Origin of the sequence: Pseudoxanthomonas sp. UTMC 1351 (assembly GCF_040948865.1) — a bacterium.
Classification (GTDB): domain Bacteria; phylum Pseudomonadota; class Gammaproteobacteria; order Xanthomonadales; family Xanthomonadaceae; genus Pseudoxanthomonas_A.
This window is the reverse complement of sequence record NZ_JAVGJT010000011.1, coordinates 210,536-224,065: the sequence shown is the minus strand read 5'-3', so window position 1 is coordinate 224,065 and position 13,530 is coordinate 210,536. Positions and strand designations below refer to the sequence as shown.

General features: G+C 63.1%; 7 protein-coding genes. All 7 read left to right on the top strand.

All coding sequences use genetic code 11. The annotated features are described in order from the left end of the window. The first annotated feature begins 167 nt into the window (after positions 1-167). Positions 168-3,098 (top strand): DUF748 domain-containing protein, encoded by a 2,931-nt coding sequence (locus AB6O04_RS09755; protein ID WP_368563668.1) that lies wholly within the window; start codon positions 168-170, stop codon positions 3,096-3,098. Between the two features lie 203 nt (positions 3,099-3,301). Further along, complete coding sequence (gene smc / locus AB6O04_RS09750) at positions 3,302-6,805, top strand: chromosome segregation protein SMC (RefSeq protein ID WP_368563667.1); 3,504 nt, start codon at positions 3,302-3,304, stop codon at positions 6,803-6,805. Positions 6,806-6,869: 64 nt separating this feature from the next. Further along, the gene (zipA, locus tag AB6O04_RS09745; RefSeq protein WP_368563666.1) at positions 6,870-7,598 is read left to right on the top strand and encodes a cell division protein ZipA; all 729 of its coding nucleotides are present in this window, start codon (positions 6,870-6,872) and stop codon (positions 7,596-7,598) included. Positions 7,599-7,753: 155 nt separating this feature from the next. Then, positions 7,754-10,099, top strand: coding sequence for an NAD-dependent DNA ligase LigA (gene ligA, locus AB6O04_RS09740; RefSeq protein ID WP_368563665.1), 2,346 nt, complete (start codon positions 7,754-7,756; stop codon positions 10,097-10,099). A gap of 115 nt (positions 10,100-10,214) precedes the next feature. After that, positions 10,215-11,189 carry an EF-P lysine aminoacylase EpmA gene (gene epmA / locus AB6O04_RS09735; protein ID WP_368563664.1) on the top strand — a complete coding sequence of 325 codons (975 nt, stop codon included), beginning with the start codon at positions 10,215-10,217 and terminating at the stop codon, positions 11,187-11,189. Between the two features lie 246 nt (positions 11,190-11,435). Further along, positions 11,436-12,188, top strand: coding sequence for a DUF3011 domain-containing protein (locus AB6O04_RS09730; RefSeq protein ID WP_368563663.1), 753 nt, complete (start codon positions 11,436-11,438; stop codon positions 12,186-12,188). A gap of 73 nt (positions 12,189-12,261) precedes the next feature. Continuing rightward, a complete protein-coding gene (gene mtnA, locus AB6O04_RS09725; protein ID WP_368563662.1) occupies positions 12,262-13,317 on the top strand; it encodes an S-methyl-5-thioribose-1-phosphate isomerase in 1,056 nt (351 codons plus the stop codon). Positions 13,318-13,530: the final 213 nt, after the last annotated feature.

Sequence of the window (13,530 nt, the reverse complement as noted above, 5' to 3'; positions counted from 1 at the left end):
GGCAAACAGAGCGATCCTAGCAGGCATGACCGATGCCTGCTCTGCACACCACCGACGATGCGGGTGACGTGAGCCGGCAATGAGCTGCTACAGTCCGACGGCAAGCCGTTTTCGCAGCGCTGGCGCCGCGGAGGATCCTTCCGCGGGGCCTATCGGGAGGATGAGCCATGTGGAAGTGGATCCGGCGTCGGTTGCTCCTGCTCAGCCTTGTGCTGGCATCGGTGGTGGGGCTGTATGCCGCGGCTGGTTTTTGGGGTGTCCCGTGGCTGGCGCGCAGCCACGCTATCGATTACGTGCGCACCGAACTGGGCAAGTCGTTGAGCCTGGGCGAAATACGCTTCAACCCGTTCACCTTTCGCGCCGAAATCGCCGATATGGCGATCCGAGAGCCCGGAAACAGCGCCGGCCAGCCGCTGGTGGCCTGGCAACGGCTAGCCGCGGATTTTCAGGTGTCTTCCTTGTGGGAGGGCGCCTATACCTTCCGGGAAATTTCACTGGAAGCTCCCTATGCCCAGGCGATCATCCGGCCGGATGGTTCACTGAATCTGGGCGATCTGCTGCCGAAGAGCCAGGACGACGGACCGCCGCCGGCGCTCTGGATCCGTCGGCTCACTGTCACTCGCGGCGGCCTGGATTTCGCCGATCACAGCCGCCGGCTCACCCCCACCAAGCGGCTTTCACCGATCAAGTTCGACCTGCGCGATTTCCGCACGATGGCGTCCGGCGCCGGGTTCCAGTTGCACGCCAAAGGCGACAAAGGGGAAAGCCTCGACTGGCAGGGCTCGTTGTCGCTGCAGCCGTTCGCTTCGGACGGAACGCTGAATATCGAAGGTTTGCAGGCCAGCAACGTCTATGAGTTCCTCAGCGAAGAGCTGCCGATGGAGCTGAGCGCAGGCCGCTTCGATTTGGCGGGCCGCTATCGGTTTTCGGCACCAGCCAAAGCGGGGATGCAGTTGGAAGCGCAATTGTCCCAAGCATCGGCGACCGCGCTCGCACTGAGGAGCAAAGGCCTGCGGGCGGACTGGGTGACCTTGCCATCGGTGACGCTGGATAACACGCGGGTTTCCCTGGCCAAGCAGGAGATCGCCATCGATGCGATGCGAATCGACGGCATGAAGGCCGTGGTTTGGCGGCAGGCCGACGGCAGCTTGAACCTGCAGCAGCTATTTCCGTCCGATAGCACTCCCCATAGCACCGAAGAAGAGAATGCAACCGTCGCAAACAATGAGTGGCGATTCGACTTGGCACAGCTGGTGCTGGAAAACGCCGACGTGGATTTCGAGGACAAGGCCGTCAAACCGGCGGCACGTTTCCGGCTGAAGCCGCTTTCGCTGACCGCCAGCGGAATCGGCCTGGATATGGACCGGCCGGTGCCGGTGACGCTTCAGACCGGCATCAATGCTGGCGCCCGTTTGTCCATGCAAGGCGAGGTCATTCCCGCCAGTACTGCTGCGGTGCTGCAGGTGGATCTTTCCGCGCTGCCTTTACGCGATGTGCTGGGCTATCTGCCTGATTTCCCGCGACTGGAATTGCGCTCCGGCAATCTGGATGCAAAAGGGGAGTTGAAACTGCCGCCGACCGACGCCGCCGAGTCACTCAGTTTCAGCGGCGACGCTTCCTTGGACAGCTTCAAGCTGATGGAGCGGGCTGAGCAACGCGAACTGATGTCCTGGCAGCGTGTAGATGCCTATGGCGTGGATTACAAGCAGACACCCGCATCGATCAGCATCCGGCGCATTCATGCACGGAAGCCTTTCGCCATAGTGACCGTGGAACAGGACCGGACGCTCAATCTGGCGAATGTTTTCGCCGATCCCGCACCTCCCATTACGCCTCCGACTGCACCGTCTGCAGCCGCAAAACGTGTACAGGCGGCGGAACAAACTGCCGAGCCAACCATGGCGGTCAAGGTCGGCGAGCTACGCCTCGACGGCGGCACCATGGCGTTCGCCGACTACTCTATCGATCCGAACTTCCGCGCCCATATCGAATCACTTGCCGGGACGATCCGCGGGCTCTCCACGGCTACTGATTCTGTCGCCGATATAGACCTCACCGGACATATCCTCAATCGCTACACGCCCGTGACCATCCGTGGCGGCACCAATGTGTTCGCCTTCGACAAGCACACCGATATCGCGATGACATTTCGCAACATCGATCTGCCGATCTTCAACCCATACTCCGGGCGCTTCGCCGGTTACGCCATCGCCAAGGGAAAGCTGACCACCGAACTCCACTATCAAATCGACGACCGGCAGCTGAAGGCCGCGCATCACGTGCTGCTGGACCAGCTGGAATGGGGTGAGGCTACCGACAGCAAGGACAAGGTGTCGTTGCCCATACGGCTGGCGACGTCATTGCTGAAGGATCGTCATGGCGTGATCGATCTGGACCTGCCGGTAACGGGTTCGCTGGACGATCCTACATTCCGGGTGTGGCCGGTGGTCTGGCAAATCCTGAAGAATCTGCTGGTAAAGATCGTTACTGCGCCGTTCGCGTTCATCGGCTCGTTATTCCAGGGCGCGGAAGACGCCCAGTACGTCAGCTTCGCCCCGGGTTCGGCCGAGCTACCGGATGCGGCCCGCGGCAACCTGGCGGCCCTGGCGAAGGGATTGGCCGACCGGCCGACGCTTCGCCTGGACATTCCAGCGGGCATCGCCGCCGATGCGGATCCGACGGCCATCGCCGAGCAGCGCCTGTTGCAAGCGGCAGCGGGCTTGCAGAAAACAGAGACCACAGCGTTTGTAGTCTTGCCCGCGGACGAACAGATCGACGTGTTGGAAAAACTCTTCCGACAGCAATTTGGCCAGAAACCGGATATTCCCGACCCCGAGTCCAGCCCCGACGAGGCCACTCGCGCCGAGAAGCGAGGCTTGCGCGACCAAGCGGCGCTGGCGTGGCTACGGACCCGGCTTCTGGAGCACTACCAGCCCACCCCCACGGAACTGCAGGAGCTGGGCCGGGCCAGGGCGAGCGCCATCCAGGACGCCCTGCTGGCCGGCGGGGCGCTGGACCCGACGCGTGTATTCATCACTGCCGCCAAGGCACCCAGCCTGCATGAGGGCAGCGTGCGGCTGGAGCTGGCGCTGGAATAGACCCAGAAAAGGAATGTAGGGGTGCTGGTAGCCGGATAGGGCCACCTGCCAGCAGGGCCCGGCTATACTCATGCGTTAGTGCCGTGGAAGCGGTGCGCTATCGTCAGATAATTCAGTAACTTGGCGATAACAACTCATCCTGATTAATACTTTTGGCAGCGCGCCGGCCACCCGGCCGCGATGCCCCTGGAAACCAACGCCGCATGCGCCTTTCCACTATCAAGCTGTCCGGTTTCAAATCCTTCGTCGACCCGACCACCCTGCATCTGCCCACCAACATGACCGGTGTGGTGGGTCCCAACGGTTGCGGCAAATCCAACATCATTGATGCGGTGCGCTGGGTCATGGGTGAGAGCTCGGCCAGTCGCCTGCGCGGCGACTCGCTGACGGACGTGATCTTCTCCGGTTCTTCCGCGCGCAAACCCGTCTCGCAGGCTACGGTGGAATTGATCTTCGATAACAGCGACCACACCATCGCTGGCGAATTCGCCGCGTTCAACGAAATCTCAGTCAAGCGCCAGGTCAGCCGCGACGGGCAGAGCAATTACTACCTCAATGGCACCAAGTGCCGCCGCCGCGACATCACCGACCTGTTCCTGGGCACGGGCCTCGGCCCGCGCAGCTACTCGATCATCGAGCAGGGCATGATCAGTCAGATCATCGAGGCGCGGCCGGAAGACCTGCGTATCTATTTGGAGGAAGCTGCCGGCATCTCCAAGTACAAGGAACGACGCAAGGAAACCGAGACCCGCATCCGCCACACCCGCGAAAACCTGGAACGCCTCAGCGATCTGCGCGAGGAAATCAGCAAGCAACTGGAGCACCTGAAGCGCCAGGCCAAGCAAGCCGAGCAGTACCAGGCGTTGCAGGAAGAACGACGCGTCAAGGATGCCGAATGGAAGGCGCTGGAATTCCGTGGCTTGGATAGCCGCTTGCAAGCGCTTCGCGAGGGTTTGTCGCAGGAAGAAACCAAGCTGCAGCAGTTGATCGCTGAGCAGCGCGAAGCCGAGCGCCAGATCGAAACCGACCGTGTGCGCCGCGAGGAATCCGTCGAGAACCTCAACAAGGCGCAGGCTGAGGTCTACCAAGTGGGCAGCACGCTTGCCCGCATCGAGCAGCAGATCCAGCACCAGCACGAGTTGGCCGAGCGCCTGCGCAAGGCCCGAGAAGAAGCCGCCCACCAACTGGCCGAGCTCGGCCAGCACATCAGCGGCGATGAGACCAAACTGGCCGTGCTGCGCGAATCCGTGGCCGATGCCGAACCGCAACTGGCACAGTTGCAGGAAGACGACCTGTTCAAACAGGACGCGCTGCGCGAGGCCGAAACCAAGCTAGCCGACTGGCAGCAGCGTTGGGAAACCCACAGCCGCGAGTCCGCCGAAGCATCGCGCGCCGGCGAAGTGGAGCGTACCCGCGTTGATTATCTCGACCGGCAGGCATTCGAAGCCGAGCGCCGCCGCGAAGCCCTTGCCGGCGAACGCACCGGGCTGGACCTGACCGCGTTGGCCGATGCCTTCGAGCAACTGCAAGTCCAGCATGACACCCAGAAAGAATCGCTGGAATCGCTGAACGAGCAGGTGGAAGCCCGCAAGCAGGCTGCCGCTGACGTGCAGGAACAGCAGCGCACCACCCAAGGCGAACTCTCGGAAGTACGCAAGCGCACCCAGGAATCGCGCGGCCGCTTGTCCTCGCTGGAAACCTTGCAGCACGCAGCGCTCGGCCAGGAACAGGGCGCCGCGGTGGCCTGGCTGAAAGCACGCGGCCTGGACAGCGCCGCGCGCGTCGGCGAGAAGCTCACGGTCGAATCCGGTTGGGAAAACGCCGTGGAAGGCGCGCTGGGTCAACTAATCGAAGGCGTGCTGGTCGATGCCCCGGAACGCTTGGTCGATGCCTTGGGCGAGCTGGGTGAAGGCCGTATCGCCCTGGTCTCCGCCGACTCGCAAGAGATCGATTTCGCGCCGACCTCGTTGGCGGCAAAAGTGCAGGGTCCCGCCGCCATTCGCCGCCTGCTCGCCCGCCTTCATGTCGCCGAAGATCTGGCCGAAGCACGTCGCCTGCAATCGCAGCTGGGCGAGGGCGATTCAGTCATTACTCGCAACGGCGAGCGTCTAGGCGCCGGCTGGGTGCGGGTAACGCGTTCCGGCGCCGCGAAGCAGGGCGCCTTGCTGCGCGAGCGCGAGATCCAGTCGCTACGCGTGGAGATCGAAGAACTGCAGCAACGCGAGGCCGAACTGGAGCACCGCCTCGCTACCTTGCGCGATCAGCTGCTGGCCGCCGAACAGCACCGCGAAGATGCCCAGCGCGCCCTCTACATGGCGCATCGCAGCGTCTCGGAACTGGCCGGGCAACTGCAGAGCCAGAAAGGCAGGGTGGAATCCACCCGCGGTCGCATCGAAAAGATCGATCAGGAAATAGCTCAACTGGTCGAAACCCTGGATACCAGCCGCGAACAAGCCCGCGAAGCGCGTACCCGGTTGGAAGATGCGATCACCAGCATGGGCGACCTGGAATCAGCCCGCCAAGCGTTGGAAGCCGAGCGCCGCCAATTCGTCGAAGCGCGCGATCAGGCCCGCGAAGCCGCCCGTGCTTCGCGCGATGCCACGCACGCATTGGCGCTGACGTTGGAATCGCAGCGCGCGCAGATCGTGGCATTAAGCCAAGCGTTGGACCGCATGAGCGGACAACGCGGCCAGCTCGATTCGCGTCTGGGTGAACTTACGGCGCAATTGAGTGACGGCGATTCACCCGTGCATGATCTAGAGGCCCAGCGCCAAGCCGCGCTGGAGCAGCGTGTCAACGCCGACCGCCACCTGGCCGAAGCCCGCGCGGCCCTGGAAGCGATCGACAACGAACTGCGCCAGTACGAACAAACCCGCCATCAGCGCGACGAACAGTCGCTGGCCCAGCGCGAGCGGATTTCGCAACGCAAGCTGGACCAGCAGGCCCTGGCCCTGAAGGCCGAGCAGCTGTCCGAAGCGGTGGTTGCCGCCGGCTTCGTATTGGAAGACGTTATCAATACGCTGCCGGAAGTCGCCAACCTGTCGGACTGGGAACAGACCGTCAATCAAATCGACGGCCGTATGCGCCGGCTGGAGCCGGTCAACCTGGCGGCTATCCACGAATACGGCGAAGCCTCGCAGCGCTCCGAATACCTGGAAGCGCAGGATGCCGACCTCAACTCGGCGCTGGAAACCTTGGAGGAGGCCATCCGCAAGATCGACCGCGAGACCCGCGGCCGCTTCAAGGACACCTTCGACCGCGTCAACGCCGGCGTACAGGAGCTTTACCCGCGCCTGTTCGGCGGCGGTCATGCCTATCTGGAACTGACCGGCGAAGACCTGCTGGACACCGGCGTGGCCATCATGGCGCGCCCGCCGGGCAAGCGCGTATCCAACATTTCGCTGTTGTCCGGTGGCGAAAAGGCAATGACGGCGGTGGCACTGGTCTTCGCCATCTTCCAGCTGAATCCCGCGCCTTTCTGCTTGCTGGACGAGGTGGACGCACCGCTGGACGAGGCCAACGTGGGCCGCTTCACCGCCATGGTGAAGGAGATGAGCGAGAAGGTGCAGTTCCTGTTCGTCAGCCACAACAAAGCGACCATGGAGGCCGCGCACCAGCTCAGTGGCGTTACCATGCGGGAGCCCGGCGTCAGCCGATTGGTATCGGTGGACCTGGAAGAAGCCGCCCGCTTGGCCGGGGCGGCATGATCCTGAGCCGCATGATCCTAAGCAGCATGATCCTGACCCAGAAACCCTGCCGGAGAATCCCCTAGTGTCCGACATGGCAATGCTTCGAATCGGCATCCTGATCGCGGGCGTGATCCTGTTTGCCGCAATATTCTTTTTCGGCCGGCCCAAGAAGCCGAGCCAAGGCCGGCGGGTGGAGCCCAGCGAGCGCGACAACGCACGGGTGGAGCCCAGCCTGTCGGCCGACGACGCGACCGAGCACGATTACAGCGACGATGCGGTCACTCAGCCGGAGCTGGGACTGGCCGGGGGCACGCCAACCTCGCATTTCGACAGCGACCTGGGCAAGCGCCCCAGCCAGGATTTCGACAAGATCGTTTCGCTGTACGTGGCGGCCAAGGCTGGCCATACGTTGCGCGGCGAGGACATCGTGGTAGCGGCCGAAAAGACCGGGCTGACGTTCGGCCATATGAACGTATTCCACCGGCTGATCGAAGGTCACCCGGAGCGCGGGCCGATCTTCAGCATGGCCAACATCATGCAGCCGGGCAGCTTCGACATGGCCAACATCCGCGAAATGGAAACGCCCGCCATCGCATTCTTCCTGACCTTGCCGGCACCGATCACCGCATTGGAAGCCTGGGAAAAATTGCTACCCAACGTCGAACGCATGGCCGAACTGTTGAATGGCGTGGTGCTGGACGACAGCCGCAACACCCTGGGCCGCCAGCGCATCCAGCACATCCGCGAAGAACTCCGCGGCTATGACCGACAGCACGAAGCGCCGCCGCTGACCAAGTCGCCGCGCTGGTAGGGCTTTAAGCCCCTCTCCCATTGGGAGAGGGGTTGGGGTGAGGGTCCGGTGAAATCGTTGATGGTTCCGACGACACTGACTCCGCCGTACCCTCATCCGGCGCTACGCGCCACCTTCTCCCGATGGGAGAAGGAAACAGCAGATCTTTCTTTCCGATGACAGACAAAGATCCCGCCACCCGCATCGCCGAACTCCGCCGTCTGCTACACGACGCCAACTACCGCTACCACGTGCTGGATGAGCCGAATATTCCGGACGCCGAGTACGACCGGATGCTGCGCGAACTGGACAATCTGGAATCTGCGCACCCGGAGCTGGTGACCCCGGATTCACCCTCCCAGCGCGTGGGCAACGCGCCGTCGGCAAAATTTGCGGAAGTGCGCCATGCGGTCCCCATGCTGTCGCTGGGCAATGCCTTCAGCGATGAGGAAGTGCAGGACTTCGCCCGCCGCATTGCGGAGAAACTGAAACGCCCACATCTGTTGTTCTCCGCCGAACCGAAGCTGGACGGATTGGCTATCAGCCTGCGTTATGAAGACGGCGTATTCGTTCAAGGCGCTACGCGCGGAGACGGCGCCACGGGTGAGGACGTCACCGTCAACCTGCGCACCATCAAGGCCATTCCGCTGCAACTGCGTGGCACCGGCTGGCCGAAAACATTGGAAGTGCGCGGCGAAGTCTATATGCCGCTGGCGGCGTTCAAGGCCTACAACGAGCGCATGTTGAAAGAAGGCGGGAAGGTGCTGGCCAACCCGCGCAACGGTGCAGCGGGTTCATTGCGGCAGCTGGATCCGCGCATGACGGCGCAGCGGCCGTTGGCGTTCTATGCCTATGCGGTGGGGCGGGTCGAAGGCGGCGAGTTGCCGCCCACCCATTCGAAGACGTTGGCGCGCCTGCGCGACTGGGGTTTCCCGGTCAGCGGGGAGAACAAAGTAGTCGACGGCTTATCCGGCCTGCTGGATTACTACCGTGCGATAGGCGCCAAGCGCGACAAACTTCCATTCGACATCGATGGCGTGGTCTACAAGCTGGATGACTACGAAGGCCAGCGCGAAATGGGGTTCGTTTCGCGTGCGCCGCGGTGGGCGATCGCGCACAAATTTCCAGCACAGGAACAGATGACCACGGTCGAATCGATCGAGGTCAACGTCGGCCGCACCGGCGCGGTCACGCCCTGGGTATTGATGCAGCCGGTACAGGTCGGCGGCGTCACCGTCACCCGGGCAACGCTGCACAACGCGGACCAGGTGGCGCGGTTGGATGTGCGCAATGGCGATACCGTGATCGTGCGCCGTGCCGGCGATGTGATTCCCGAAGTCGTCAGCGTCGTGCTCGACCGCCGCCCGCCCAACACTCAACCGTGGTCGATGCCCAGCCATTGTCCGGTCTGCGGCTCGGAGCTGGTGCGTGAGGAAGGCGAAGCGGTCTGGCGCTGTTCCGGCGAGCTGACCTGCGCGGCCCAACGCAAGGAGGCGATCGGCCACTTCGCCTCGCGCCGCGCGATGGACATCGAGGGTCTGGGCGAACGTTATATCGAGGTGCTGAGCGATCTGGGCTACGTCACCTCGGTGGCCGATCTCTACAAGCTGACGCAAGAAGATCTGCTGGAGATGAAACGGCGCGCGGACGAGCGAGATAATTCGACTCCTGAGACGGTGAAGTCCGGCAAGGTCGCGACCAAATGGGCGGACAACCTGATCGATGCCATCGACAAAAGCCGCACGACCACGCTGGAGCGTTTCCTCTATGCGCTGGGCATCCAGCATGTCGGCGAGAGCACGGCCAAAGCGCTGGCGCTGTGGTTTGGCGATCTGGAGCTGATCCGGCGGATGCCGTGGCCGATGCTTAAGCGTGTGCCCGATATCGGCGGCGAAGTCGCGCGCTCGGCCGGTCATTTCTTCGATCAACCGGGTAACCAGCAGGTCATCGACGAACTGCTCGCGCGCGGTGTGCGCATCGTCGATACGCATCCACCTTCGGTCAAGCTGCGTCCGGATATGAATCTCGCCACGTTGCTGGTGGACTTGGAGATTCCGAAGATCACCCGTGTGCGCGCGGAACAACTGGCAAGCGCATTCGCGAGTGCGGAAGCGCTGCGCGACGCTCCCGTGCACAACTACGTGACCGCGGGTTTGCCATCCGATTCGGCCAATGCGCTGACGGCCTGGCTCGAAGTTCCGGAAAACGCCTCGCTATTGATTCGCAGCGGCGAAGCCTTGGAAAACTTGTTGCGCCTTACGCCTGCCGATGCGGTGATTGAAGCTGGCCTGCTGGAAGGCCAGACCGTGGTGCTGACCGGTACCTTGGCCGCTATGACGCGCGATGACGCCAAAGCACGGCTGGAAGCCCTGGGCGCGAAGATCGCCGGCAGCGTCTCGAAGAAGACCAGCTTCGTGGTGGCCGGCGAAGAAGCCGGCTCCAAGCTCGCCAAGGCGCAGGAGTTGGGCATCGATATCTGGGATGAAGCCAAGCTGCTGGATTTTTTGGCTAAGCACGAATGATGGGATTTCAGATGTGTAGGAGCGACGTAAGTCGCGATGAAGCTCTACCTGTAAAGTTTCATCGCGACTCACCCGCACCGGCATGCCGGTGCGACTCCTACAAGGAAAAGATCGGATGACCTGGCAACCTTCGGCGCCCTTCGAAGCCATCCGCCTGCGCGCGAAGCTCAATGCGTTGATCCGCGATTTCTTCGCCAAACGCAATGTGCTGGAAGTAGAAACACCCATCTTGTCGCAGGCCGGCAACACCGACCCCAACATCGCGTCGTTCTCGCTGGAGTTCGGCGGACATGTAGATGCGGGGCCGCGCCGGCGTTGGCTGCGTACGTCGCCCGAGTTTCCGCTCAAGCGGCTGGTAGCCGCAGGGATCGGCGATTGCTATGAACTGGGCCGCGTATTCCGCGATGGCGAAGCCGGTGGCCGCCACAATCCCGAGTTCACCATGCTCGAGTGGTACCGCGCCGGCTGGGACCATCAACGGCTGATCGGCGAATGTATCGCGCTGCTGCGCGATGCGCTGGCGCTGGTGGGGCGGAGCACGGAATTGAAGGTCGAGAAGATCGCCTACCGCGATCTGTATCGGCAGTGGTTGGGGATCGATCCCGCCTCGGCCGACATCGACGCGCTGCGCGCCGCACTTGGCAATGTCAACATCGATCCAGAAGGCCTGACGCGCGACGATTGGCTGGACCTGCTGATGACACATCGTCTGCAGCCTGCTTTCGCGCCGGATCAATTGCTGGCGGTCTACGACTATCCCGCTTCGCAATGCGCGCTGGCACGTATACGCCAGGACGAGATTCCCGTCGCCGAACGCTTCGAGCTTTATCTGGGCTCGCTGGAATTGGCCAACGGCTATCACGAACTGGCCGATGCGGAAGAGCAGGGCGGCCGCTTCCGGCGCGATATGGAGCTCCGCCGCCAACGTGGGCTGGAGTGCCCGGACGTCGATACCCGCCTTTTATCGGCGTTAGCCGACGGATTTCCCGACTGCGCCGGCGTGGCACTGGGCGTCGATCGCTTGCTGATGACGATGTTGAATACCGCACGCATCGGCGATGTATTGGCGTTCGATTTCGCCCGAGCCTGAGAGGCTCCGAAATCCCGTAGCGCCCGGCACGCGGATCGCGTGGAGTGGCCGAAACGCTCACGCGCTCCCATGGTGTGTTGCTCGCTCCGCCACAGGTAGTGGCCTTGACTCGCGGCGGATCGTGGGCAAATTTCTGAGCGAAAGCAAAACGGCTATAGAACCGGTAATGGCCGAAAACGATTTCTTGTATTCACGTTCATGATGGCTCGGTAGATTCATTCGCAATCGAGGAATGAAGGTGCTGCCATGCGTGTGTTGATTGCTTTGTGTTCCCTCGTCGTGGGCTTGGCCTCCAACGGGCAAGTGATAGCGGCGCCTCAAAACTACGACAGCTATTACGGCGGCGGTGGCCAGGCGTTCCGCTGCGAATCCAGGGACAACCGTTATCGCCACTGCGCAGTGGATGTACGCGGCGGCGTCGAACTGGTACGCGGGCTCTCCAAGACGCACTGCGTGGAAGGTCGAAATTGGGGCTATGACCGCAATGGTGTGTGGGTCAGCCATGGCTGCCGGGCTGAGTTTCGTACGGGCGGTGGCGGAGGCTGGAATGGCGGTGGCGGCGGTGCGCAGATCGTGCGTTGCGACTCCAACGACGGGCGCCACCGCACTTGCGCCATCCCGCGCGGCGGCCATGTCCGTCTGGTGCGCCAAGTATCCAAGACCCGTTGCGTCGAAGGTCACAACTGGGGACGCGAGCGTGGTGCGATCTGGGTGAATCGAGGCTGCCGGGCGGAATTTGAAGTCAGTCGTCGTGGTGGTGGCTGGGGCGGAGGAGGTTGGGGTGGCGGCTGGAATGGCGATCATGGCAATGGTCATGGGCAGGTGTTCCGCTGCGATTCCAACGACCGCCGCACCCGCTACTGCGAGGTCAACGCACGCCGCGTCAGCCTGGTGCGCCAGGTCTCGCGCACGCCGTGTATCGAAGGCCGCACATGGGGACAGGATCGCCGGGGCGTGTGGGTCACGGAAGGCTGCCGCGCTGAATTCCGCGCGTGGTGACGAGGCTTTCGGAACGCTCGTAAAGACCAAGCGGTAACACGGGCGCTTGCCGATGCCCGGTACAATGGGCGGCATGAACGAGACCTTCGACTACGCCCGTTACGATCGCATTCGTCCCATTCGCTGGACCGGCGTCGCGCTTGAGCTCCTCGACCAGCGCAAGCTGCCTTTCACGGTCGAATACCTGACCTGCACGGCCAGCGACGAAGTCGCCGATGCCATTCATAGCCTGGCCGTGCGTGGCGCGCCCGCCATCGGTATCGCCGCGGCGTGGGGCGTGGTACTGGCGGCGCGTGAGGTGATGGCGGCGACGTCGGCCGAGGCTCTGGAGAAACTGGAACCCGCTCTGCAGCGGCTCAACGCGGCCCGTCCTACCGCCGTCAATCTGGCCTGGGCGCTGGCGCGCATGCGCGCGGCGTTGAAGACGGCCGGCAACGACTGGCGCGGTTCGCTGGAACTGGAAGCGTTGGCGATCGCCGAGGAAGACCTGGCCGCCAACCGGCGCATGGGGGCATTGGGAGCAGCGCTGATCGAACCCGGCAGCGGAGTGCTGACCCATTGCAACACCGGTTCGCTGGCCACCGCCGGTTTCGGCACTGCGCTGGGAGTGATCCGCGCTGGCGTGGCGCAGGAGCGCATCGGCAAAGTTTTCGCCGGTGAAACCCGCCCCTGGTTGCAAGGCGCGCGCCTGACCGCCTGGGAGCTGCAACAGGACGGCATTCCCGCGACGCTCATCGCCGATTCCGCTGCCGCCCATCTGATGAAGACCGGTGCGGTGAAATGGGTGGTGGTGGGTGCCGACCGCATCTGCGCCAACGGCGACACCGCCAACAAAATCGGCACATATCAGTTGGCCCTGTCCGCGCGGCATCATGGCGTCAAGTTCATGGTGGTGGCGCCATCCTCGACGGTCGACATGGCTACGCCCAATGGCGAAACCATCGAGATCGAAGAACGCGACCCCGGCGAGATGTTCGGCGTGGGTGGCGTGCGCACGGTGGCCGAAGGCATCGTCGCCTGGAACCCGGTGTTCGACGTGACGCCAGCGGAATTGATCGACGCCATCGTCACCGAGAAAGGCGTGATAGAGCACCCCAACACCGAGCGCATGCGGGCCGCATTTGGCTGATTCCCGGTTGTAGGGCCGGGAGCTATGTAGGCCGTCATGGCGGCAGTGTCGGCTTGGCATCCTTGTGGGAGCGACGTGAGTCGCGACGTCCATGTTTCCGGTCGCGACTCACGTCGCTCCCACAAGGAACGCATCCGCGCTTTCGTAGAGCCAAGTCCCTTTCCCTTGGCGCCAGGAAAGCAGCCCAGGCCAACGCGGCCCAAAGTCGACCCA

Coding starts and splice junctions, on each gene's coding strand:
- AB6O04_RS09755 (WP_368563668.1), top strand. CDS start 168: ATGTGGAAGTGGATCCGGCGTCGGTTGCTCCTGCTCAGCCTTGTGCTG.
- AB6O04_RS09730 (WP_368563663.1), top strand. CDS start 11,436: ATGCGTGTGTTGATTGCTTTGTGTTCCCTCGTCGTGGGCTTGGCCTCC.
- mtnA (WP_368563662.1), top strand. CDS start 12,262: ATGAACGAGACCTTCGACTACGCCCGTTACGATCGCATTCGTCCCATT.
- ligA (WP_368563665.1), top strand. CDS start 7,754: ATGACAGACAAAGATCCCGCCACCCGCATCGCCGAACTCCGCCGTCTG.
- smc (WP_368563667.1), top strand. CDS start 3,302: ATGCGCCTTTCCACTATCAAGCTGTCCGGTTTCAAATCCTTCGTCGAC.
- epmA (WP_368563664.1), top strand. CDS start 10,215: ATGACCTGGCAACCTTCGGCGCCCTTCGAAGCCATCCGCCTGCGCGCG.